The 24,268-nt window shown below is 64.7% G+C and carries 17 protein-coding genes; 4 read left to right on the forward strand and 13 right to left on the reverse strand.

Translation table 11 applies throughout. From position 1 onward, the window contains the following. Positions 1–63 precede the first annotated feature (63 nt). Together EAH73_RS11155 and EAH73_RS11160 are read right to left on the reverse strand one after the other, a co-directional pair. Positions 64–441 (reverse strand): hypothetical protein, encoded by a 378-nt coding sequence (locus tag EAH73_RS11155; RefSeq protein WP_140466580.1) that lies wholly within the window; start codon positions 439–441, stop codon positions 64–66. A 27-nt stretch (positions 442–468) separates the two neighbouring features. Further along, positions 469–1,743, reverse strand: coding sequence for a competence/damage-inducible protein A (locus tag EAH73_RS11160; RefSeq protein ID WP_140466581.1), 1,275 nt, complete (start codon positions 1,741–1,743; stop codon positions 469–471). Between the two features lie 137 nt (positions 1,744–1,880). On the opposite strand from EAH73_RS11160, the gene EAH73_RS11165 reads away from it, so the two are divergent. Then, complete coding sequence (locus EAH73_RS11165) at positions 1,881–2,738, forward strand: DUF4197 domain-containing protein (RefSeq protein WP_161599513.1); 858 nt, start codon at positions 1,881–1,883, stop codon at positions 2,736–2,738. 82 nt (positions 2,739–2,820) lie between these two features. Here the strand turns inward: EAH73_RS11165 and EAH73_RS11170 are convergent, their stop codons facing one another. The 6 genes from EAH73_RS11170 to EAH73_RS11195 form a co-directional block, all read right to left on the reverse strand. Then, positions 2,821–3,189 carry a hypothetical protein gene (locus tag EAH73_RS11170; RefSeq protein ID WP_140466583.1) on the reverse strand — a complete coding sequence of 123 codons (369 nt, stop codon included), beginning with the start codon at positions 3,187–3,189 and terminating at the stop codon, positions 2,821–2,823. Positions 3,190–3,390: 201 nt separating this feature from the next. Next, positions 3,391–4,029, reverse strand: a complete 639-nt coding sequence (locus EAH73_RS11175; protein WP_240047218.1) for an ABC transporter ATP-binding protein — start codon at positions 4,027–4,029, stop codon at positions 3,391–3,393. Further along, positions 4,019–4,822, reverse strand: coding sequence for an acyl-ACP--UDP-N-acetylglucosamine O-acyltransferase (gene lpxA, locus EAH73_RS11180; protein WP_140466584.1), 804 nt, complete (start codon positions 4,820–4,822; stop codon positions 4,019–4,021). Before lpxA ends, EAH73_RS11175 begins: the two co-directional genes overlap by 11 nt. A gap of 115 nt (positions 4,823–4,937) precedes the next feature. Then, positions 4,938–6,335 carry a bifunctional UDP-3-O-[3-hydroxymyristoyl] N-acetylglucosamine deacetylase/3-hydroxyacyl-ACP dehydratase gene (locus EAH73_RS11185; RefSeq protein WP_140466585.1) on the reverse strand — a complete coding sequence of 466 codons (1,398 nt, stop codon included), beginning with the start codon at positions 6,333–6,335 and terminating at the stop codon, positions 4,938–4,940. 103 nt (positions 6,336–6,438) lie between these two features. Then, entirely contained in the window at positions 6,439–7,479 is a 1,041-nt protein-coding gene (gene lpxD, locus EAH73_RS11190) for a UDP-3-O-(3-hydroxymyristoyl)glucosamine N-acyltransferase (RefSeq protein WP_140466586.1), read from the reverse strand. Between the two features lie 156 nt (positions 7,480–7,635). Then, positions 7,636–8,865, reverse strand: coding sequence for an HD domain-containing protein (locus EAH73_RS11195; protein WP_140466587.1), 1,230 nt, complete (start codon positions 8,863–8,865; stop codon positions 7,636–7,638). Positions 8,866–9,143: 278 nt separating this feature from the next. Here EAH73_RS11195 and EAH73_RS11200 point away from each other — a divergent pair, with 278 nt between their 5' ends. After that, positions 9,144–10,709, forward strand: a complete 1,566-nt coding sequence (locus EAH73_RS11200; protein WP_140466588.1) for a PglZ domain-containing protein — start codon at positions 9,144–9,146, stop codon at positions 10,707–10,709. Between the two features lie 9 nt (positions 10,710–10,718). Next, positions 10,719–10,985 carry a hypothetical protein gene (locus tag EAH73_RS11205; RefSeq protein ID WP_140466589.1) on the forward strand — a complete coding sequence of 89 codons (267 nt, stop codon included), beginning with the start codon at positions 10,719–10,721 and terminating at the stop codon, positions 10,983–10,985. Between the two features lie 122 nt (positions 10,986–11,107). Here EAH73_RS11205 and EAH73_RS11210 read toward each other — a convergent pair whose 3' ends face one another. The 5 genes from EAH73_RS11210 to EAH73_RS11235 all read right to left on the reverse strand — a co-directional run bounded on the left by EAH73_RS11210 (position 11,108) and on the right by EAH73_RS11235 (position 20,900). Then, positions 11,108–12,061, reverse strand: coding sequence for a glycosyl hydrolase (locus EAH73_RS11210; RefSeq protein WP_205012991.1), 954 nt, complete (start codon positions 12,059–12,061; stop codon positions 11,108–11,110). A gap of 112 nt (positions 12,062–12,173) precedes the next feature. Beyond that, the gene (locus EAH73_RS11215) at positions 12,174–14,630 is read right to left on the reverse strand and encodes a glycoside hydrolase family 3 C-terminal domain-containing protein (protein WP_170214082.1); all 2,457 of its coding nucleotides are present in this window, start codon (positions 14,628–14,630) and stop codon (positions 12,174–12,176) included. A 46-nt stretch (positions 14,631–14,676) separates the two neighbouring features. Continuing rightward, the gene (locus EAH73_RS11220) at positions 14,677–16,116 is read right to left on the reverse strand and encodes a glycoside hydrolase family 30 protein (protein ID WP_205012992.1); all 1,440 of its coding nucleotides are present in this window, start codon (positions 16,114–16,116) and stop codon (positions 14,677–14,679) included. 86 nt (positions 16,117–16,202) lie between these two features. Continuing rightward, positions 16,203–17,690, reverse strand: a complete 1,488-nt coding sequence (locus tag EAH73_RS11230; protein WP_140466590.1) for a RagB/SusD family nutrient uptake outer membrane protein — start codon at positions 17,688–17,690, stop codon at positions 16,203–16,205. A gap of 33 nt (positions 17,691–17,723) precedes the next feature. After that, positions 17,724–20,900, reverse strand: coding sequence for a SusC/RagA family TonB-linked outer membrane protein (locus EAH73_RS11235; RefSeq protein WP_140466591.1), 3,177 nt, complete (start codon positions 20,898–20,900; stop codon positions 17,724–17,726). 515 nt (positions 20,901–21,415) lie between these two features. On the opposite strand from EAH73_RS11235, the gene EAH73_RS11240 reads away from it, so the two are divergent. Further along, on the forward strand, positions 21,416–24,268 hold the full coding sequence (locus tag EAH73_RS11240; protein WP_140466592.1) for a TIM-barrel domain-containing protein: 2,853 nt from the start codon (positions 21,416–21,418) through the stop codon (positions 24,266–24,268).

Raw genomic sequence — 24,268 nt, forward strand, 5'->3', positions numbered from 1 at the left:
TGGGATAGGGAGGCCGCAAAGGTAGCCAGAAAGCCCGCGCCCCCGGCGCGGGGGGGCCGGCCGTTAGTCGATGGCCAGCCGCGGAATGCGCTCCTCGCCCAGCTCATCGCCGGCCGCGGCCGCCGCTGGGGCCGGGCGGTAGGTGGTGAAGCAGATGCTGCGGTTCGAAGCGTACTTATTAGCCGGGTCGTTGATGATGACCACGTGGCCGAACGTGCCGAACTCCTTGCCCTGCCAGAGCAGGGTTTGCTTGTGGCCCAGCGCCGGCTGGTTCAGCACGTCGGCGTAGATGAGCCGGCCCCCGCCGGGCCGGGGCTTGGCGTAGAGTACCGTGGCCTCGATGTTGCCGGTGCACGGCGGCGTGCACGCGGGCAGGGCCAGGGCCCCGGCGCACAGCAGGCGGGCCCCGGCGGCGCGCCAATGGTTGAACGGGTTTTGCATGGTCAAAAATAGCACCTGCCCGCGTGCCTACACCTGGCCCGTGAGCCGTTGCCACAACAGCGCCAGTACCGACTGCGCCGTGTAGGTGATGTTCAGGGCCCGGCCGCGGTCGAAGCTGATCTGTCGGCTCACCGTGCCCTGGGCGTCGGCCACGGCGAAGCAGATAGTGCCCACCGGCTTGCCGGCACTGCCGCCGCCGGGGCCCGCAATGCCGCTGGTAGCCACAGCTACGTCGGCACCCAGGCGCTGGCGGGCGCCCTCGGCCATGGCTTGCACGGTGGCTTCGCTCACGGCACCACTTGTAGCCAAGGTTTCGGCAGGCACGTTCAGCTCGCTCATTTTAAGGTCGTTGTGATAGGCCACCACGCTGCCGCGGAAGTAGCCTGAGCTGCCCGGTACGCCCGTGATGCGGTGCGCCACCAAGCCCCCAGTGCAGCTCTCGGCCGTGGCCAGCGTGAGGCCCCGAGCCAGCAGCAATTGGCCGATGGCGGCCTCCAGCGTGGTTTCTTCTTCGGCAAAAATGTAGGGCCCCACCCGCTCGCGCAGGGCCGGCAGCAGGGCCAGCATTCGGCCGCGCAGGTCGGGCTGGCCGTCGTCCGAGCCCGTCAGGCGCAGGCGCACGGCCCCCAGGCTGGGCAGGTAGGCCAGCTTGATATTGGGCGGAAGGGCGTCTTCCCAGTCGGCAATTTTTTCGGCCAAATACGACTCGCCCAGGCCCACGGTCATCACCACCACGTGCTCGATGGGGGCAATTTCAAACCGCTCGCGCAGGCGCGGCAGCACTTGGTCGGTCATGAGCTTCTTCATCTCGAAGGGCACACCGGGCATGCTCACGAACACCGTGCCCTGGTCCTCAAACCACATGCCCGGGGCCGTGCCCACGGCATTGAACAGCACCTGGCAGCCCGCCGGCACCAGGGCCTGCTGGCGGTTCACCTCCAGCATGGGCCGGTTGTAGCGCTTAAAGAATTCGGTGACGTGGGCCAGCGTGGGCGCGTCCATCACCAGCTCGCTGCCGAAGTAGCGGGCCAGCACGTGCTTGGTCAGGTCGTCTTTGGTGGGGCCCAGGCCGCCGGTGATGAGCACCACCCGGGCCCGCTGCCGGGCCTGGTCGAGGGCCCCCACAATCTCGTCGGCGCGGTCGGACACCGACGAAATTTGGCGCACGCGCAGCCCGATTTTGGCCAGCTCCTGGCCCATGAAGGCCGAATTTGTGTCGATTACTTGGCCGTAGAGCAGCTCGTCGCCAATGGTCATGATTTCAACGTCGGGCGGGGCGGGGCGGGAAGCAGGAGGAAGCATGAAGGAGCGGGCGCGGGGCCCTGTGGGGGAAGATAAAAATGAATTTGGCGGGAAAATTGCGTCACTTTGCGCCCGCGCCGCCTCTACGACAGCCACACCGGCTGCCGGGTTTTCCCGCCGCGCTTTTTTTTATTGCCATGTCTACCCGCCTCGCCACCCTGCTGCTAACCGCTGGCATACTAGCCGCCGTCCCCGCCGCCTGGGCCCAGACCACCAAGAAAACTACTACTGCCAAAGCCACAGCTGCAAAAACGGCCGCGGCCAAGGCAGCCGCCACCAAGGCCGCCGCTGCGAAAACCGCCGCTGCCAAGGCCGCTGCCACCAAAGCTGCCGCGGCCAAAGCAGCGGCCGCCGCCACGCCCGCCCCGGCCCCCGTGGCCCCGCTCACCGAAGCCGAGGCTAGCGCCGGCATTAAGGATGCGCTGAATAAAGGCGTAACCAAAGCCGTGGCCTTCGCCTCGGAGAAGGACGGCTTCAACACGAACGACGACATCCACATCCCGTTTCCGGAAGATATGGTGCTGATGAAGAGCACGCTGGGCCGCTTGCCGGGCATGAGCACGGTAATGTCGACGTTCGAAACCCAGCTCAACCGCGCCGCCGAGGCCGCCGCGCCCAAGGCCAAGGACATCTTCCTGGCCGCCCTGGCCAACATCAGCCTGACCGATGCGCTGAGCCTGGTCACGAGCAGCTCGACGGACGCGGCCACCCAGTTCCTGCGCAAGTCCACGGAGGCGCAGCTCGTGGCGGCGTTCAAGCCCGACATCACCACCGCCATCAGCCAGGTGGGGGCCGAGGCGGCCTACACCAAAATGACCACCCAGTACAACCGCATCCCGCTGATGACGCCGGTGCAAACCGACCTCTCGGCCTACACCACCCAGAAGGCCGTGGACGGTATTTTCATCCTCATGGCCCAGGAAGAAGCCAAAATTCGCCGCAACCCCGCCGCCCGCACCACCGACTTGCTCAAGCGTGTGTTCGGCACCAAGTAATTGATGGTTTAGGGCCCCCGGCCCACGAAAAAGCCCCGGCTGCGCTGTGCAGCCGGGGCTTTTTCGTGGGCCGGGGGCCCGGCTAGTAATCGTCGCTGTCGAAGCTGCTGCGGCCGCCGCGGCCGCGGGGGCTGAAGCCTTCGTCCTCGTCCTCGTCGTCGCCGAAATCGTCGTCCTCGTCGTCGAGCGAGCCAAAGCCGCTGCGCTCGGCGCTGTCGGCATTGTCGGCGTTTTCGGCGGCTACGTGCTCGGCCTCGGTCATGCCGGCCAAGTCCAGGGCCTCGTCGTGGCTCGAACCCGTGTCGAGCCACATCAGGTAGTCGGCGTACTTGGCCGAAAGTTGGTCTTCGGGGTTGCCCAACGCCTTAGCGCCGCCCTTGGCGGCGTAGGAATCGAGGGTGTCGTCGTCGTCGAGCAAGTCGTCGTCCAGGTCGTCGTCGTGGTCAATCATGGCCGGGGCGGAATAAAATAAGGGTGGATGATAAAGGCAGAAACGGCGGCGAAGATACGCGCCGCGGCAAAACGTAGTTCTCCCGGAAAGCGGGTTTGGGGCCCCCGGGGCAATGTTTTTTTAAGAATGGTGCCATAAGCAGCACCATCACCGCTCGCGGCGGCCAACTAAAATACCAAGCTTTTGGCAAATACCGCCCGCCTAGCGCGGCTGGGGGCCCTGGAAATCCGTCACCCGCAGCTCCGCGTCGCAGAAGGCGTATTCGGCCGGTACGTTGGAGCTGAGCAAGATGGTGCGGCCAGCGCGGGTGGCGCGCACGTGCTCCTGGAACCAGGCCGCGCCGGTGGCGTCGAGGTTGGTGGTGGGCTCGTCCAGCAGCAGCAGCGGTGCGTCGGCGTACAGGGCCAGGCCCAGCTTGAGGCGCTGCTTCATGCCCGACGAGAATTCGCGCACCAGCCGCTGCCGGGCCCCCTCCAGGTACATAATGCCGATGAGGCCATCAATTGAAACGCCCGGCCGCAGGGGCTTGAACTGGGTGTGGAAGCGCAGCATCTCCGTGAGGGTCAGCTCCTCCAGCAGGTCGAGGTAGGGGGCGGCGTAGGCCAAGTGCCGGGGCACGGCCTCCACGGCCAGGGGCTGGCCGGCCAACGTGTAGGCCAGGGTACCTTCGGTGGGCAGCAGCTGGCCCGATAAAGTGTTGAGCAGCGTGCTTTTGCCGGCGCCGTTGGGCCCCAGCACGGCCGTGGCGCTGCCGGGCCCAAAGGTGCGCGTGAGGCCCCGGTACACCCAGTCGCGCTGGAAGCGCTTGCCCAGGCCGGTGGCCGCTAGCTCAATCGGCACCCTCGTCGAGGCCTTTTTTGCCGGGGCCCTTGATGATGCCGCGGCTGGCGGCGCGCACAAACGCCACGGCCACCTCGCGCTCGGCCGAGGCGGGTATTTCGGCCGCGATGCGGTCGAGGGCTTCCTGGGTGTTCAGGCCGCCCAAAAAAAGAATGCGGTACAAGTCCTGAATTTCCAGGATTTGCTGCTCCGAGAAGTTGCGGCGGCGCAGGCCCACCGAGTTCACGCCGGCGTAGGTGAGGGGCTCGCGGGCGGCCTTCACGAAGGGCGGCACGTCTTTGCGCACCAGCGAGCCGCCGCCGATGAAGGCGTGGGCCCCCACGCTCACAAACTGGTGGATGGCCGTCATGCCCCCCAAAATGGCCCAGTCGCCCACCTGCACGTGCCCGGCCAGCTGCACGGCGTTCGAAATTACGCAGTGGTCGCCCACCACGCAGTCGTGGGCCACGTGCACGTAGGCTTGCAGCAGGCAGTGGGCCCCCACCACGGTGCGGCCGCGGTCCACGGTGCCGCGGTTCACGGTCACGCACTCGCGCAGCACGGTGTAGTCGCCCACGTGGGCGGTGGTGTGCTCACCGGCAAATTTCAGGTCCTGCGGAATGGCCGACACCACGGCGCCGGGAAAAATCTGGCAGTGCGCCCCAATGCGGGCCCCGGCCATGATGCTGACGTTGGGGCCCACCCACGTGCCTTCGCCAATCTCCACGTCTGCGGCAATGGTCGTAAACGGCTCAACGGTAACGCCTGGGGCCAGGCGGGCGTCGGGGTGGATGTGGGCGAGGGGTGAAATCATTTTTTGAGCTATTAGCTACTAGCTGTTAGCCGTTAGCTTTTTTGGAGTAATCAACAGCAATGAGCTAACAGCGAAAGGTCAATTCAAGGCCTCCGCTAGCAGCTAACGGCTGACTTCAGGTATTTTCCTTGCGCACGATGGCGGCGCTCATCTCGGCGTCCATCACCACCTTGCCGTTTACGAAGGCCTGGCCTTTCATTTTGGCAATGCCGCGCTTGACCGGGGCCAGCAGCCAGCAGTGGAAGATAATGGTATCGCCGGGGATGACCTTTTTGCGGAAGCGGCAGTTTTCGATGCCCAGGAAGTACTGCCAGTAGTTTTCGGGGTCGGGCACGGTGTTCATCACCAAGATGCCGCCGGTTTGGGCCATGGCCTCCACCTGCAACACGCCGGGCATCACCGGGTTGCCGGGGAAGTGGCCTTGGAAGAACTGCTCGTTCATGGTAATGTTCTTCACCGCCGTCACCATCTGCGAGTCCAGGTAAATCACTTTATCCAGCAGCAGAAACGGGTAGCGGTGGGGCAGTACCTGCATGATGCGGTTGATGTCCATCACCGGCTCGCGGGCCGGGTCGTACACCGGCACGGGGTTGGACTTTACCTCCAACATCTTCTTCTTGATCTTCTTGGCGAAGGCCACGTTGGCCGCGTGGCCGGGCCGGGCGGCCAGAATCTGGCCCTTGAGCGGGCGGCCCACCAGGGCAAGGTCGCCCACGAGGTCGAGCAGCTTGTGGCGGGCGGGCTCGTTCTTGTAGCGCAGGTCCACGTTGTTGAGGATGCCTTCCTTCTTAACGCTCACGCGGGGCTTGCCCAGCATTTTGGCCAAGTCGTTCAGCTCCTCGTCGGCCACCACGCGGTCCACCACCACGATGGCGTTGCTGAGGTCACCGCCCTTGATGAGGTTGGATTTGTACAAATGTTCCAGCTCGTGCAGAAAGCAAAACGTACGCGAGCTGGCAATCTCGTTGGCAAACTGCCCGATGTCGGCCAGCGTGGCGTGCTGCGAGCCCAGCACCGGCGAGTTGTAGTCCACCATTACCGTGAGGCGGTAGTCGGAGAGCGGCAGGGCGGCAATTTCCACGCCCCGCGCGTTGTCCATGTACCGGATGGTGTCGGGGATTTCGTAGTAGTTGCGCAGCGCGTTCTGCTCCTCCAGGCCCACGCCTTGCAGGGCGTGGATGAACTCGGCCGACGAGCCATCCATGATGGGCGGCTCGGGGCCCGAGAGCTGGATGAGCACGTTGTCGAGCTGCAGGCCCACCAGGGCGGCCAGCGTGTGCTCCACGGTGTTCACGCGGGCCCCGTTCTGCTCAATGGTGGTGCCCCGCGAGAGGTCCACCACGTTGTCCACGTCGGCATCGACGATGGGCTGGCCGGGCAAATCCACGCGCTGAAACTTGTAGCCGTGGCCGATGGGGGCGGGGCAGAAGGTCATCGTGGCCTCCACGCCGGTGTGCAGCCCAATGCCGCGCACCGTCACGGGCGCTTTGATGGTGTGTTGCTTGTCGTTCATTCTTAGTAGTTGCCAGTTGCCGGTGGCCGGTGGCCGGGAGGGGGAAGCCAATAAAAGCTTCACCGCCCGGCCACGGCCCGCCGCCAACGGAGGGGCTGCAAAGCTAGGGCTTTTCCGGCGCGTTTGCTGCCTTTTCGAGGCGCTCGACGCGGTGCAGGATTTCGGGTAGGTTGCGGTACACGGCCCGGGCGCGCTGGCTGTCGCGCAGGTTGAAGGCCGGGTGGCCTTGCAGCACCTGGCCCTCGGTGCGCACCGCTTTCTGCACGCCGCTCTGGGCGGCCACGGTGGTGCGGTCGGCCACGGTGATGTGGCCCACCATGCCCACTTGCCCCCCGATAATGCAAAAACTACCGATTTTCGCGGAGCCCGAAATGCCCGTTTGGCCCGCAATGACGGTGTGGCGGCCAATTTCCACGTTGTGGCCAATTTGCACCAGGTTGTCGATTTTGGTGCCCTCGCCCACCCGCGTGGTGCCCATGGTGGCGCAGTCCACGGCGGCGTTGGCCCCGATGCTCACGTAGTCTTCCAGCACCACGTGGCCGATTTGGGGGATGGGCTGGTAGCTGCCGTCGGCCTGCGGGGCGAAGCCGAAACCGTCGGTGCCCACCACGGCCCCCGCCTTGATGACGCAGAACCGGCCAATGACCGTATCGGCGTAGATTTTGGCCCCGGCGTGGATCACGCTGCCCTCGCCAATCGTGACCCGGTCGCCGATATAGGCGTGCGGAAACACGAGCACGTTGGGCCCCAGCCGGCAGTTTTCGCCGATGTAGGAAAAGGCCCCGCGGTAGTGCCCGGGGCCCACGGTGGCCGTGGCGGCCAGGTAGGCGGGCTCCTCCACGCCGCGCTTGCCCATGCGCGTGGCCTGGGCATAAAACTCGAGCAGCTTGGTGAAGGCCGAGTAGGGATCGGCCACCCGCACCAGGGTGGCGGCCACCGGCTGGCGCAGCACCAGGTCGGGGCTCACCATCACGGCCGTGGCCTGGCTGTTGTAGAGAAAGGGCTCGTACTTGGGGTTGGAAAGGAAAGCCAGGGCCCCGGCCTGGGCTTCGTCGATTTTGGCCAGGCTGGCCACGCGCCGGGTGGCGTCACCTTCCACCAGGCCCCCCACTACGTCGGCAATTTGCTGAACAGTGAATTCCATAGGCGGGCAAAAGTAGGTTTTTTTGACTTTTAAACAGGGCAGAACGCAGCAGGTGGGCACCGTGGGGCCCTAAGCTCGGCCGTGCCCGGGGCCCCGCGGCGGCCAAGCGCAGGGCCCCCGCGGCCGCTGCCCCGCTGATAACTAACCGCAAACGCCTTAAATTATTTCCTTCGGGTAGCAGATGTAGAACTTGTCCACCCGCTGGCTCAGGGCCCGGATGTTGGGCAAGTCGGAGGCGTCCATTACGTTCACCACCTCGCCTTTTTTGGTGAGGATGTTGATGGGCTCCTGGCTGCGGGCGTCGTAGGCGCTGTTGCTCAGGCGGCCGGCTAGCATGAGCAAGGCGGCCTCGGCGGGCGGCAGGCGGAAGTGCTCGGCGATGAGCTCCTGGATGCCGAGCTTGAAGTCGTCGTCGAACGGGACGGGCGCAATCACGATTTTCAGCAGGTTGCGGTTGAGCAGGCTCTTGGCCAGGTAGCTGAGCACCACGTCGGGGTGGCTGGCCCAGCCCTTCACCGCCGACCAAATGTCGTAGTCGTCGAGGTCCACGAAGCGACTCAGGATTTTGGGGTCGGCGGCGAAATCGGCCAGCGTCACGGCCCGCCCCAGGAAGTAGGCCAGGCAGCTGTTGGCCGGCACGGGCACGCCCTGGCGGGTGAGGTCGCGGGCGCGCTGCACCGTGCGGATCACCATTTGCTCGGCGCTGGTCACGGTTTTGTGCAAGTACACCTGCCAGTACATCAGCCGCCGGCTCACCAAAAAGTTCTCCACCGAGTACACCGCTTTTTCCTCCAGCACGAGACGTTCGTCCACCACGCGCAGCATTTTGATGAGGCGGTCGGCGCCCGGGCGGCCTTCCTCCACGCCGGTATAAAAGGAGTCGCGGTTGAGGTAGTCGAGCCGGTCCATGTCGAGCTGGCTGCTCACGAGCTGGTGGAAAAACGGCCGGTCGTAGGTGCCTTTAAAGATGTCGATGGCCAAATCGAGCTTGCCGCCAAACTCCTTGTTAAGGCGCTGCATCAGAAACAGGGAGAGCTGCTCGTGGGGCACATCCTGGAAAATGGCCGTCTCCAGGGCGTGCGATAGGGGCCCGTGGCCGATGTCGTGGAGCAGGATGGCGGCCAGGGCGGCCTCGCCCTCGGCGGCCGACACCACCACGCCCTTGTCTTTGAGCGTGCGCAGGGCCAGCTGCATCAGGTGCATGGCGCCCAGCGCGTGGTGGAAGCGCGTGTGCAGGGCCCCCGGGTACACAAACCCCGTGAGCCCCAGCTGCTGAATGCGCCGCAGCCGCTGGAAGTAGGGGTGTTCGATGAGGTCGAAGAGCAGCTCGGTGGGGACGGTGACGAACCCGTACACCGGGTCGTTGAAAATCTTTTTCTTGTTCACAGGCAAAACGGGCGCGTTGGGCCCCACAAAAGAACGACGCGGGGCCCAACCGCCGCCCCTGGGGGCCCCCGCCGCCCCGCCCCTGGGGGGCATCAGGGGCGGGGCTGCCCGGACGAAACAACCCAACCGCCGGTTTTTCGGTACTGTTGAGCGATTGCGCGCCGCGCCGGGTACTTATTCCGGCGCGTTTGCCGTTTACCTCCCTGCGGGCCGCTGTTGCGGCGCGCGGCAACACCCGCGGCGGGCCCCAGGGCCCCCGCCCAAGTTCCTACTTACCTATGCAAACCACCATTCTCTGGGCCGACGACGAAATTGACCTGCTCAAGCCCCATATTTTATTCCTGAAAGAAAAGGGCTACGACGTGACCCCCGTGAACAGCGGGGCCGACGCCATTGAGGAGATTCAGGAAAAAACCTACGACCTGGTGTTCCTCGACGAGAACATGCCCGGCCTCACCGGCCTGCAAACCCTCACCGAAATCAAGGCCATCCGCCCCACCGTACCGGTGGTGATGATTACCAAGAGCGAGGAGGAACACATTATGGAAGAGGCCATTGGCTCGAAAATCGCCGATTACCTCATCAAGCCCGTCAACCCCAGCCAGATTCTGCTGTCGGTGAAAAAGGTGCTTGATAACAAGCGCCTTGTGACCGAGCGAACCAACTCGGGCTACCAGCGCGACTTCCGTCAGCTGGGCATGCAACTCTCCGACCGCCTCTCGCCCGCCGAGTGGGCCGATGTGTACAAGAAGCTGGTGTACTGGGAGTTGGAAATTAACGAAACCGAGGGCAAGAGCATGGCCGAGGTGTTCAACATGCAGAAGGACGAGGCCAACACGTACTTCGGCCGCTTCATCACCGAGAGCTACGAGGACTGGGTGAACGGCGACGACAAGGACGCGCCCCTCATGTCGCACCAGCTCTTCAAGGAGCGCGTGTTTCCGACGCTGAAGGCCACCGGCGACACGCCCGTGTACTTCGTGCTGATCGACAACCTGCGCTACGACCAGTGGAAGGTGCTCGAACCCATTATCAACGAGCTGTTTACGGTGGACAGCGAGGAGATGTACTACGCCATCCTGCCCACCACCACGGCCTATGCGCGCAATGCCATCTTCTCGGGCATGATGCCGAGCGAAATCCAGAAAAAATACCCCAACCTGTGGGTGGACGACCAGGACGACGAGGGCAAGAACCTGCACGAGGCGGAGTTCATGGAAATCAACTTCCAGAAGAACAACCAGAAGTACCGCCACAGCTACCACAAGGTAACCAACTTGCAGGCAGGTAAGGACTTACTAGGCAAGATGAGCAACCTGCACAACAATTACAAGTGCAACGTCATCGTGTACAATTTCGTGGACATGCTCTCGCACGCCCGCACCGACATGGCCATGATCCGGGAGCTGGCGGCCGACGAGTCGGCCTACCGCAGCCTCACCCGCTCGTGGTTCCTGCACTCGCCGCTGTACGAGATGCTGCAAGTCATTGCCGAGAAGAAGGGCAAGCTCATCATCACCACCGACCACGGCACCATCCGCTGCAAGCGCCCCTATAAGATTGTGGGCGACCGCAACACCAACACCAACCTGCGCTACAAGCACGGCCGCAACCTGGGCTTTGAGGAGTCGCGCGACGTGTACGTGGTGCGCAAGCCGGAGCGTATTTTCCTGCCCCGCGAGAACGTGAGCACCGCCTACGTGTTCACCGTCGGCGACTATTTCTTCGCCTACCCCAACAACTACAACTACTACGTGAACTACTACAAGGACACGTTCCAGCACGGCGGCATCTCGCTGGAGGAATGCATTATTCCCTACATCACGCTTACAGCCAAGGGCTAAGCCTTCGTTATGAAAAACCTCCTGCTCGCCGGGGCCCTAACGCTGGGCCTGGCGGCCGCCGCCCGGGCCCAAACCGCGCCGCCCGCCGCCACGCCGCCCGCGCCCACCACCACGCCCGCCGCCTCCGGGGCCCCCTTGAGCCGCGACGCGTCGTCGCCCGGTATGTCGTCGGACGATCGGGTGCGCCTGGGCCGCGCTAAGCAGAAAAGCGACCAGCTCCCGAAGCGCAAAAGCGACCGCGCCGACGAGAAAAAACTTCCGAAGCCCAGCAATTAGGGCCCCAACGGTTGCAAAAAGCCCCGCTGCACACTGTGCGGCGGGGCTTTTTTTGGGTAGCTAATGGGGGTGGCGCTGGTTACTTAGCAGCGCTTGTATCGGCGCTAGGGCCCCCCGGGGCCCTAGCGTTTGGGTAGCTCGTCGAGGGTGAGCACGCGCGGGTCGTTGTAGAGGGTTTGGATGGCTTCAACGGAGTTTTTCTCCTGCAACAGTTCTGCCCAGGCCATGAAAAACACCCAGCGCGGCTGCGCGGCCAACACGGCGGGCGTGGGCAGCGCGGCACACTCGCCGATGGCCATGGGCTTGGGCCCCACAATGGGGCGGATGTAGTCGTACCACGATTGGTCGTAGCCCTTGCCGTACACGTCGAAAGCGAACACGTCCCAGTACTGGTCGCCGGGGTTGTACTGGGCGAAGTCGCGGCTCAGGTCCTGCATGTCCCACACCCACACCAGGTTGGTGAGGCCCTTGGTGGTGCGCAGGTAGTCGTGCGTGATTTGGTAGAGGCGCGCCGTGCCCTGGGGCCCCGGGCGGCCGCCCCACCAAAACTTGCCCTGGTTCATTTCGTGCAGCGGCCGAAACAGCACCTCCACGCGCCGGTCTTTCAAGTACTGTAAGTACACGGCGATGCCGTCCATCCGGGCTTTCCAGGCCTTGTTCAGCGGCGTGCCGTCGGTGATGAGCTCCGTCCACTGCGCATCGGTAAGGGGCGCGTTCATCAGGCCGGGGTCCCAGCCGCAGGGCTCGCCGGGGCCCGGCGGGCAGGCGTGCCACATGATGTTGACGACCGCGCCGCGCCGCCACTGCCGCTCGGCTTCCTTGATCATCGTCCAGCGCTGGTCGATGTTTTCCTGCTGAAACAGGAAGTCACCGCTCCACAGCGCCGGGTACTTGCCGGTGGTCCGAAACACGTAGTCGGTCCACTTGGTGGGCTCGGCGCTGGGCTCGCGGTTGTGCTGCCCGGCCAGGGTGCGCGTGCCCGCCATGCGCTGCAAGTAGCCCAGCACCTTGGGCGACTGGGCCGGGCTGCGGGTGGCCAGCAACACCAGAAAAGGAAGTAAAACGCAGAACCGCATGGGCGGGAATTAGAAAAACACCAAAGAAACAGGGCCCCGGTGGGCCCCCGAAAATTACTGCGCCCCCGCCGGACCAGGTCCAACGGGGGCGCAGGGAACGAAGCGAAGGCAGCTATTTGGCCGCCGCCCTCATCTCCGTAATGGGGGCCTGGGGCGCCAGCAGCTTGCGGCTCTTTTCCACCGTAATGGCCTGGGGTACCTGGAAGGTGGCAGCCTCCTTGATGGCCAGCGACGAGGCCCCCACGCGCACCGTGTAGGTGCCCGCGTCGGCTATCCACGCCTCGGCGGTGGTGTTGTAGGAGGCCAGGTCGGTGGCGGTGAGGGTGAAGGTGAGGGTTTGCGACTGGCCGGGGGCCAGCAGGCCGGTTTTGGCAAAGGCCTTTAGCTCGATTTCGGGCTTGGCCAGGGTCTCGGTGGGGGCGTGCACGTAGAGTTGGGTTACCTCCTTGCCGGCCACCTTGCCGCTGTTGGTGACCTGGATGCTGGCCGTGATTTTACCCGCCAGGGTGGGGGCGCTCAGCTGGAGCTTGCCGTAGGTGAAGGTGGTGTAGCTCAGGCCGTAGCCAAACTCATACGCCGGCTTCACCTTGAAGGTGCTGTAGTAGCGGTAGCCCACGTAAATGCCTTCCTCGTAGGTGTTTTCCGAAGGCTTACCCATGAAGGAATTGGCCCCGCCGGTGGCCCCGGGCAGCAATTTGCCGGGGTAGTCGGCAGCGTAGGGCACGTCCTTGTAGGCCACGGGGAAGGTGGTGGCCAGCTTGCCCGAAGGGTTGGTTTTGCCGCTGAGCACGTCGGCCATGGCGTGGCCGCCCTCCTGGCCGGGCTGCCAGGCCAGCAGAATGGCGTCGGCCTGGTCGCGCCAGCTGGCGGTTTCCACCACGCCGCCAGTGTTGAGGACGACGACCACCTTCTTGTTCTGGGCGTGGAACGCGGCGGCCACCTGCTTGAGCAGGGCCTGCTCGGCGGCGGTGAGGGTGAAGTCGTCGGTTTCCTGGCGGTCGCCGCCCTCGCCGGCGCTGCGGCCCAGCGTGAGCACGGCCACATCGGCGCCTTGGGCGGCTTGCTGGAGGGCCCCGGCGTCGGCCGCCATTTCGGGGATGACCGGGGCGGCGTCGAGCAGGCCGCGGGTTTTGGGCAGTTTGGCCTTCTCGGCGCGCAGGTGCTGGGCGTAGGCTTGGCTAAGCGGCGCGTTGGCGGCGTAGCCGGCGCCGGCCAGGCCCTGGGCCAGCGAAATGGTGTAGGCGCGGTTCACGTCGCCGCTGCCGGTGCCGCCGGCAATCAGGTTATAGGAAGCGTTGCCGAACAGGGCCACTTTGCGGCCGGCGGCCAGGGGCAGGGCCCCGGCTTCGTTGCGCAGCAGCACCATGCTTTCGGCGGCGGCCTGGCGGGCCACGGCGGCGTCGGCCTTCAGGGCCGGCTGGCTGGTGAAGGCAACCTTGCGGAAGCTGGGCGACTTGAGGACCAGCTCCAGCACGCGGGTCACGTTCACGTCGAGCTGGGCGGGGGTGAGGGCCCCGCTCTTCAGGGCCCCCAGGATGGCCTGGGTCTGGGCATACAGGCCGGGCATCAGCAGGTCGTTGCCGGCCTTGAGCTGGGCCACGGCGTCGTGGCCGCCGTACCAGTCGGTCATTACCAGGCCCTTAAAGCCCCATTCGTTGCGCAGGAGGGCCGTGAGCAGGTCGTGGCTTTCGGAAGTGTAAGTGCCATTCAGTTTGTTGTACGACGACATCACCGTCCAGGGCTGCGACGTTTTAACGGCAATCTGGAAGCCGCGCAGGTAGATTTCCCGCAGGGCCCGCTCGCTCACCTTCGAGTTCAGCTGCATGCGGTTAAACTCCTGGTTATTCACGGCAAAGTGCTTGATGCTGGTGCCCACGCCGTTCGACTCGATGCCGTTGACGAAGGCCGCGGCCATGTGGCCGGCCACCACGGGGTCTTCCGAGTAGTACTCGAAGTTGCGCCCGCCCAGCGGGTTGCGGTGGATGTTCATGCCCGGCGCCAGCAGCACGTCGATGCCAAAGTCGCGCACCTCGCTGCCAAAGGCCACGCCCACCTTGTGCACCAGGGCCGTGTCCCAGCTGCTGGCCAGCAGCGTGGCCACGGGAAAGGCCGTGGCATAGAAGGTTTTGGTGCTGTCCTTGCCCCGGATGGCGTCGATGCGCACGCCCGCGGGCCCGTCGGAGAGCGTGAGGGAAGGAATACCGAGCCGCGCCACGGCGTGCGAGCGGCCGGCCGCACCGGGCACTTTCTCGGGAATCTTGTCGTCGCCGGGGTTGCCAGGGGGCAGCATCCCGGCCGGGAAGCCCGACGGGTAGAAGCCCATGCCCACCACGAGCTGCACTTTTTCTGCGGTGGTCAGGGCCCCCAGCACTTCCTTTAGGGTAGCCTTGCCCAGCTGGGGAGCGCCGGTGGCCGGGGCTTTGGCGGGCGCTTTCGCCGGGGTTTTGGCAGGGGCCTTGGTTTGGGCCCCGGCCGGGGCGGCGCTGGCCAGCAGCGCGGCCAGGGCCAGCAGGCGAAACGGGGTGGCCGGCGCGGGTCGGCGCGGGTGGGCGGGGTAAAGCTTGGGCATGGGGAGGGTGGGGAAAGTGAGAGAGTGGGGCCCCGGCGGGCCAGGGTTAGCGCAGTACGAGGGTACCGAACGAGTCGGCGGGCAGCTGGGGCGCGAAGGTGCGCGTGCCCACCCGGATGGCTACGGTGCGGGCCACGGCGTCGGGGTTTTGGAGCACTACCACAATACTACGGTCGAGGTTTTGAAACGCCAACAGGTTGGCGTAGGGCCCCCGGGCGGGCAGGCGCCGGGCCCCCGGCCGCACGTAGTGGCTCAGGTGCTTCATCAGGTAGTATTCGTGCGTCCACTTATAGGTGTGGGCGGCTTCGTCCACGGCCACCAGCGAGTTTTGGCGCCAGCCCCAGCGGCTGAGGCCCCCTTGCTTAAGTGAGATGTTCCAGTAGAGGTAGGCGTTGGCGCCGTTGCCAAGGTACTGCTTCATCAGGTCCCAGGTGTAGCGGCAGTACTTCCAGTCGTTCTGGCCGTCGCCGCACTCCTGCTCCGATTGGTAGAGGGCCAAGTCGGGGTAGCGGCGGTGAATGCCCGGAATGGCCGCCTTGCCCGCCCACTGGAAGCCCACGCCGTGTACGTAGGGCGCGCTGCGCGGGTCGCGCAGCACGGTGTCCACCAGCGCCTCGGTGGGCCGCTCCATGGTGCCGAAGAAAATGTCGGTTTTGCTGGGCGCCATCTGGGGCCCCAGGTAGCCGATGAAGCGGGCCAGGCCGGTGGCCGTCCAGGGGCAGCTGGGGAACACCTGCGCCGAGTTGAACTCGTTCTGCGGCATCACCATGCCGATGGTGATGCCCTCGGCTTTGTAGGCTTCGATGAACTTACGGAAATACAAGGCGTAGGCCGTTAAGTACTTATCGTCCTGAATGAACAGGTTGTGGCCTTCCTTGCCCTGGCGGTCCACGGGCAGGCCGTTGTCGGCCAAGTCCGGAAACATCTTTTTGTACTCGGGCCGCACGGCCGCGGCGGCGTAGTGGTGGTTGGCCTTCATCCAAGTGGGTGGGCTCCAGGGCGAGGCCCACAGGCGCAGGGCCGGGTACTGCCGCTGCGCCTGTTTGATGAACGGAATCAGTGTCTCGCGGTCGTTGGCAATGCTGAAATTGGCCATCGAAAAGTCATCCGGTGTCTCGTCGTACGAGTACCAGTCGCGCGAGAAATCGTTGGCCCCCACCGGCATCCGGCAAATGGTGAAGTTGGCCCCCACGCCCGGTGCAAACAGCTCCCGGAACACGCCCTCGCGGTCGGTCGCCGGCAGCAAGGCCAGCGACGTCCAGCCCAGCTCGTTGAAGCAGGCGCCGAAGCCGGTAATGGTTTGCGCCGGGTGCGTCAGGTCGATTTCGGCGTCGGCGGGGCCCCGGGCGGCGGTGGCGCGCGGCGCGGGCTGGGCGTGCCAGGGGGCCGTGGCGGTGGTGGTCACCCAAGAGGCCGTAGCCGGCTGGGCCCGGGCCCCGAGGGGCCCCAGGGCGAGGGCAGCGCAGGCAAGTAATTTTGGCAGCATAAGCGGCGGAAGAGGAGGTGAGGGGCCCCGGGGCCCAAAAAACGAACGGCCGCTAGAAGCGGCCGTTCGGGTAAGTGCAGCGCCGGTTAGTAGCCCGGGTTCTGCGTCAGGTTGGGGTTCACGTTGATTTCGGCCTGCGGGATGGGCAGCAGGTAGTTGAACTCCTGCACGGCCTTGCCCTGGGCCTTGAGGGCCGACACCAGCGTTTTGGTGCGCTTCAGGTCATACCAGCGGTCGTCTTCAAAGGCAAACTCCAAGCGGCGCTCCTGAATAACGGCGGTTTGGCTCACGCTTGTCAGGTCCACGGCCGCAGCGGGCGTGTTGATGGGCAGGCCAAAGGCGCGGCGGCGCACCTTATTGATGGCCTCGATGCCGTCGGCCGACTGGGGCGCGGCCTCGGCCAAAATCAGGTACATCTCCGAGAAGCGCAGCACCGGGAAGTTAAGCGGCGAGTCCCAGTTGTTCACGTTGGTGCGGCCCACGTACTGCTTGCGGATGCTGTAGCCGTTGGGGTTGCCCACCAGCGTGGCCGGCTGGATTTGGCCGTCGGGGTAGGCGTCGCCGGGGGCAAATAGGGTGGCGGCGCGGCGGGTGTCGCCGGCGGCGTAGCGCGAGACCAGGTCTTTCTCCGGCACGTTGAAGCCGTAGCCGCCCGAAGCCACCACGTAGGGGCTGCCGAAGAAGCGGGCGCCCCAGAACTCATTCATGCAGCTGCCCGGGCCGTCGGTGGTGTAGCTGGTCAGGCCGCTCTTGAACTGCACCTCAAACAGCGACTCCTGGCCGTTCTCGTTCTCCACCTGGAAGTTGCTGGCGAAGTTGGGCCACAGGCTCTTGCCCGAGCCCGCAATTACGGCGCGGGCCTGGGTGGCGGCGTTGCCCATGTCGCCTTGCGTGAGGTACACCTTGGCCAGCAGGCCCTGGGCGGCCCACTTGGTGGCTCGGCCGATGTCGTCGCCCGAGTACGAAGCCGGCAGCTTCGTAATGGCGTCGGTCAGGTCCTTGATGATCTGGGCGTACACCTGCGCCACGGGGGTGCGCGTGGCACTGGCGGCTTCGGCCGCGCTGGCGGCGGGCGTCAGCACCAGCGGAATGTCGCCGAAAGCCCGCACGAGGTAGAAGTAGTACAGGGCCCGCAGGAACTCGGCCTCCCCGAGGCAGCGGTTCTTGAGGGCGGCGTCCATCTCAATGGCCGGCACGCGGGCCAGCACCTGGTTGGCTTGGCCAATGCCGAGGTAGCCGCGCTGCCAATGATTGGTGGTCAGCGGGTTCGTGGTCGGGATGCTGAAGTTGTCGAGCTGCTGGAACTCGATGCCGTCGGCCGCGCCGCCCCCGCCCAGGAACGAGTTGTCCGACATTACGTCGCCGATGGCCCACAGCGAGTAGTTGAACATGCCGTTCTGCTGGAGCTGTGAGTAGGCGGCCGTAGTGGCCTGGAGTGCGTCGGTCGAAGTTTTGTAGAAATTCTCGGTCGTGACGGTGCTGGTGGGCTGGATGTCGAGGAAGTCTTTGGTGCAACCCCCCAGCAAGCCTAGCGCCAGCACGGCCGTGCCGATGTGTTTAGTTTTTAGCATCATGGCGATATAAAATCAGATAAGCAGAGAAAAGGATTAGAAGCCCAGGTTGAGGCCGGCCATCAGCACGCGCGCCTGCGGGTACACGCCGCGGTCGACGCCGAAGCTGCCGCCTTGGTTGCCCAGCTCGGGGTCGAAGCCCTTGTAGCCGGTGATGGTGAACAAGTTCTGGGCGGTCACGTACACGCGCAGCCGCTGCACGGCCGACAGCTTGCTGTACAGCGTTTTGGGCACGGTGTAGCCCAGCGTGAGCAGCTTCATGCGCAGGTAGGAGCCGTTCTCTACGTAGTGGCTCGAAATGCGCAGGTTCTGGTTCGGGTCGCCGGCCACGGCGCGGGGCACGAAGTTGCTGGTGCCAGCGCCGGTCCAGCGCTCCAGGGTGAGGGTGCTGGCGTTGGAGGCGCCGTAGAGGCCGCCCTCGGTGTAGTAGCGGTTCAGGTTGTACACGTCGTTGCCCTGCGAGCCCTGGATGAAGATGTTCAGGTCGAAGCCTTTGAAGCTAAACGTGTTGGTGAGACCGTAGGTGAACGAGGGGTTGGGGTTGCCAATGTAGGCTTGGTCCTGGGCGTTGATCACGCCGTCGCCGTTTAGATCCTTGAACTTGATGTCGCCAGGGGCCGTGCCGTTGGTGGTGTTGGTGCCCGTCACCTGGGTGGCCGAAGCGCGTACTTCGTCGGCCGTCTGGAAGATGCCGTCGGCTACGTAGCCGTAGAACGAACCGAAGGGCACGCCCTCGGCGTAGCGCACCAGGTTGCCGCCGCCGCGCGTGTTCTGCCCGAAGTAGGGGCTGCCGGCGCCCAGCGACGCCAGGCGGTTACGGTAGGTGGAGAAGTTCAGCGTGGTGCTCCACACGAAGCCGTCGCCGCTGCTCACGAAGTTGTTGGTCGTAACGGCCAGGTCCAGGCCCCGGTTGACGGAGGAGGCGGCGTTGATGTTGATGTTTTCAATCGTGCCCGACACCGTGGACACGGGCACCGAGGCAATCAGGTTCGGCGACTTGCGGGTGTAGAGGTCCAGCGAGGCCGATACCCGGTCGTTGAACAAGCCCAGGTCCACGCCCACGTTCAGCTGCTCGTTGTTTTCCCACTTCAGCGTGGTGCTTTGCAAGCGGGTGGGAGCGGCGCCGGTGTTGATGTTTTGGGTGCCCGAGCCGAACACGTACGACGTGCCGGGTACGTTGTTGGTGTTGAAGTTGTTGGAGTTGATGGTGGCCAAGTACTGGAAGGTGCCGGCGTTGTTGGGGTTGCCCACCTTGCCGTAGCCAGCGCGCAGCTTCAGGTTGCTGATGGAAGAGTTGTCCTTCAAGAAGTCCTCTTCCGAAATGCGCCAGCCAGCCGACACGCCAGGGAAGAAGCCGATGGAGTTCTCGCGCGAGAAGGCCGACGAACCGTCGAAGCGCCCGATGGCCGAGAACAGGTACTTGCCGGCAAACTCGTAGTTCAGGCGGCCGAAGTAGCTGAGCAGGGTGGAATAGCCGTTGCCGCCGGAGTTGTTGATCTGGGAGTTGATGGGGCCCTGGTCAATCACCTGCAAGTCGTTGCGGGAGTAACCGATGCGGGTGGCGCCCAGGTAGCTATAGTTGAACTGCTGGGCCGACTGGCCGAGCAGCACCGTCAGGTTGTGCTTCTCGGCGAAGAGGTGGCTGTAGGTGGCCGTGTTCTCGATGAGGTAGCTCGGGTTGTAGTTCGAGCCACTGTTGAGCTGCGACTGCACCACCGGGTACTTCGACGAGCCAGGGATGGAAGGGAAGAAGCCGTCGTTCTGGTCGAAGAGCAAGTCGGCGCCCACGTTGGTGCGGAAGCGCAGGCCCTTGAGGGGCTCCAGCTCGGCGAAGAACGTGGTGGTGACGCGGTTGCGGTTGTGGTGGATGTTGGGCCGCAGGGCCCCCGTCACGGGGTTTTCCTCGCCGTAGTTGTCGGCCGAAGTGAACTCGTAGAAGCTGCCGTCGGCGTTGTACACTGGGGCCGTGGGCGGGGCCTGGAGCGCCAGCGAAATGATGCCGCTGAACTCGTTGTTCTGGTTGTTGAGCTGGCGGTCCTCCTGGTGCGTGATGGCGAGGGTGTTGCCGATGCGGAAGTTCTTGCTCAGCGCCACGTCGCCGTTGGCGCGCAGCGTGAAGCGCTTGAACGTGGAGTTGATGATGGTGCCGTCCTGCTGGAAAAAGCCGGCGCTCACGGCGTAGCGGGCCTTTTCGCTGCCGCCCGTGGCCGAGAGGTTGTAGTTCTGGATGGTGGCGGGCCGGAAGATGGCGTCGAGCCAGTTGGTGCCCGCGCCGAGCGAGGCGGGGTTGGCGTACTTGGCGATGGGCGTCAGGCCCCCGTTGACGCGTGCCTCGTTGTTGAGGGTGGCAAACTGCTCGGCGTTGAGCAGCGGAATCTGGCGCCACACGCGCTGCTGGCCGGCGTAGGCGTCGAGGTTCACCGTGCTCACGCCGGCTTTGCCGCGCTTGGTGGTGATGATGACCACGCCGTTGGCGGCGCGTAGGCCGTAGATGGCCGTGGCCGAGGCATCCTTCAGGATGTCGATGCTCTCGATGTCGTTCGGGCTAATGGTGCTGATTTCCGTGCCGTCCGACGTGGCGGGCAGCGGGAAGCCGTCGACTACGTAAAGCGGGCTGTTGTTGCCGGCCGACGTGATGCCGCGCACGCTCACCGACGTGCCGCCGGCCCCGCCCGGGGCCCCCGAGTTGGATACGACGGTAACGCCCGCCGCGCGGCCCTGGATGGCCTGCGCCGCGTCGGCCACTGGCTGCGAAGCAATGGCCCGGCCCGACACCGATGCCACGGCGCCCGTCACGCTCTGGCGCTCCTGGGTGCCGTAGCCCACCACCACAATCTCGTTCAGGGCCTGGGCGTCCTCTTTCAGGGCCACCGACAGGTTAGGATTGGCGCCCGTAATAGCCACCTCCTGGCGGGCATAGCCCACGTTGCTGAACACCAGCGTGCCGCCTTCGGGCACGTTGATAGTAAAGCGGCCGTCGGCGTCGGTGTTGGTGCCGAGCGTTGTGCCCTTCACGAGCACCGTCACGCCGGGCAGTCCCTCGCCGTTGGGCTGCGTCACGCGGCCCGATACGGGCACCGTAGCCACCGCGTAGCGGTGTACCGAGGGCAGCAGCACGGCCGCGCGGGCGGCAGGCGCCACGGCCAGCGGCAACCCGAGGGTTGCCAAAAGCATGGCGCGCTGCGAGAATAAGTGCAAGTAGGAATTTTGCATAGGTTAAGAAAAGTGGGGGTAAAATGGGAAAGGGGTGAAAAGCGGGTTGGCGTAGGATTATAGATTGCCCTGTACCACACATGTGGCGGGATTACTATATCTGTTTTATGCAGCTATCGCAAACGGTTGTGTAGGTAAGCGTCAATCTCGCTTCAAATACTTGCGAAACCATCAATGCTTGAAGATTTTAAGGCTCGGCAGATTTGTGCTTACAATCGATTGCGAATGTATAGCAGTTTTATTTAATTTTTTTATGGAGTGAAATAAGCCGAGAACCGCCCGCTGTGCCAGGGCCACGTCTTGCGCCTACTCCCAGATCCTCGCCCGGCCGGTGGGGTACTGCTGAATAATAAGAGTTCCGGCCGCGGGACCCCATCGTTGCGGTGGGTTCCCACGGGCCCGGTTACCTAGCTAAGGACGCCGTGTCGGGGCCCTCAGGGCGCACAATAAATGAGCAAATGCGGTGCGTAGGCCTAACTGTTCGTTATTTGCGGTACACAAACGTTTGCCAAAATATGTCTATTCCGTTGGCCAGTTTTCGGCTAGGATTTCTAGCGGCCCTGGCGCTGCCCGCCGCCGCCCAGTCGCCCGCCGTGCAGCGCCTGCCCGACGGCGTACTCGTGCACTTAGCGCCGGCCCGTGCGCTGGCCGTGCGCACCGTGCGGCTGCAAGTGGTGGCTAATAACATCGTGCACGTGCGCAGCAGCCCGCTTGATTCGGTGTCGACCGTGCCCAGCCTGATGGCCGTGGGGCCCCAGGGCCCCGCCGCGGCCTGGCAGTTCAAGCAGAAGAAAGGGGAGGCCACCCTGAGCACCGCCACGCTCAACGCCACGGTGTCGCTGGCCACGGGGGCGGTTACGTTCACCGATAAGAAGGGGAACGTGCTGCTGGCCGAACCGGCCGGTGGGGGCGCGTCGTTCGTGCCGATGCAGGCCGACGGGCAGGCGTTCTACGCGGTGCGCCAGGCGTTTGCCTCGCCTGCCGACGAGGGGCTGTACGGCCTGGGCCAGCACCAGAACGGGGTGATGAACTACAAGGGCCAGCAAGTGGACCTCACCCAGAACAACACCGACGTGGCCGTGCCCTTCCTGCTCTCGAGCCGGAACTACGGTATTCTGTGGGACAACTACTCCATCACAAAGGCCGGTGACAGCCGCGACTACGAGCCGCTGAACACGCTGAAGCTGTACTCGAAAGAGGGCAACGAGGGCTGGCTTACGGCCACCTACGTCAGCAAGAATAAACCCAGCGAGGTGCTGTTTCGGCGGCCCGAGTCGGTCATTCAATACGACTTTCTGGAGGATCAGAAGAACTTCCCGGCGGGCCTGAAGCTGGGCGACGCGCTGGCCACCTGGGAGGGCAGCATTGCGTCGGAAACCACGGGCTTGCACCACTTTTTGCTGCGCAACGCGGGCTACGCCAAGCTCTACATCGACGGCAAGCTGGTGGTGGACAAGTGGCGCCAGGCCTGGAACCCGGGCACGGCGCTGGTGCCGCTCGACATGGTGAAGGGCCGCAAGTACACCCTCAAGCTGGAGTGGAACCCCGACGGCGGCGAGTCGTACCTGGGCCTGCAGTGGCTGAGCCCGCTGGTGGGCGCGGCCCAAAACGAGTACTCGTTCCGCTCGGAAGCGGGGCGCGACATCAACTACTACTTCGTGCAAGGCACGCCCGACGAGGTGATTAGCGGCTACCGCACCCTTACGGGGCCCGCGCCCATCATGCCCCGGTGGGCCCTGGGCTTTTGGCAGAGCCGGGAGCGCTACAAAACCCAGCAGGAGATGCTGGACGTGGCCGCCGAGTTCCGCAAGCGCCAGATTCCGATCGATAACATCGTGCTCGACTGGTCGTACTGGAAGCCCGACGCCTGGGGCAGCCAGGAGTTCGACCCCAGCCGCTTCCCCGACCCCGACGGTCTTATCAAAACCCTGCACGAGCGCGACCACTTGCACTTCATGATTTCGGTGTGGCCGAAGTTCTACGAAGGGGCCTCCACCTACAAGGCGTTCAACGACAAAGGCTACTTGTTCAAGCGCAACATTGCCGATCGCACTAAGGACTGGATTGCGCCGGGCTACACCTCCACGTTCTACGACGCCTTCAACCCGGCGGCGCGCACGGCGTTCTGGGACTTGCTCAGCACCAAGCTGTTCAACAAGGGCATCGACGCCTGGTGGATGGACGCCTCCGAACCCGACATCTACTCCAACACCACTGTGGCCACGCGCAAGGCCCTGATGACGCCCACGTTCCTGGGGCCCTCCACGCAGTACTTCAATGCCTTTCCGCTGCAAAATGCCAAGGGCATTTATGAAGGGCAGCGCGGCACGGCGCCCAACCAGCGCGTGTTTCTGCTCACGCGCTCGGGCTACGCGGGCTCGCAGCGCTACGCGGCAGCCATTTGGAGCGGCGACATCGGGGCCCGGTGGGAAGATTTTAAGAACCAGATTCCGGCCGGCCTGAACTTCTCGCTCTCGGGCCTGCCGTACTGGACGTCCGACATTGGCGGCTTTGCCGTGGAGCGCCGTTACGAGCACCCCAACGCCACCGACCAGGAGGAGTGGCGCGAGCTGCAGGCCCGCTGGTACCAGTACGGCGCGTTTTGCCCGCTGTTCCGGGTGCACGGGCAGTTTCCGTTCCGTGAAATCTACAACGTGGCCCCGGCCGGCCACCCGGCCTACGAGAGCATGCTCTACTACGACCAGCTGCGCTACCGCCTGATGCCCTACATCTACTCGCTGGCCGGGCAAGCCCACCACCAAAACGCGACCCTGATGCGCGGGCTGGTGCTCGACTTCAACGCCGACCCCGCGGTGCGCAACATCGCCGACCAGTTCATGTTCGGCCCCAGCCTGCTCGTGAACCCCGTGACCGACTACAAGGCCCGCAACCGCAAGCTGTACCTGCCGGCCACCACCGGCTGGTTCGATTTCTACTCGGGCAAGTACCTGCCCGGCGGCCAGGCCCTCACGGCCGATGCACCCTTGGAACGCATGCCGCTTTACGTGCGCGAGGGCTCCATTCTGCCCTTCGGCCCGGCTGTGCAGTACACCGCCGAGAAGCCCGCCGACCCCATCACGCTGTACGTGTACACGGGCAAAAACGCGGCCTTCACGCTTTACGAGGACGAAGGCACGAACTACAACTACGAGAAGGGCGCCTTCGCCAACATCCCGCTGAGCTACGACGAAAATGCCAAAACCCTGACCATTGGGGCCCGGCAAGGTACCTTCCCCGGCATGGCGGCCCAGCGCAGCTTCCGGGTGGTGTGGGTGCGCAAAGACCGGCCCACCGCTTGGGGCCCCGACGCAGCCGCGGCCCAAACCGTGACCTACGCCGGCAGCGCCGTCACCGTCAAAATGAATTGA

Source organism: Hymenobacter nivis, from assembly GCF_006439025.1.
GTDB classification, from domain to species: Bacteria; Bacteroidota; Bacteroidia; order Cytophagales; family Hymenobacteraceae; genus Hymenobacter; species Hymenobacter nivis_A.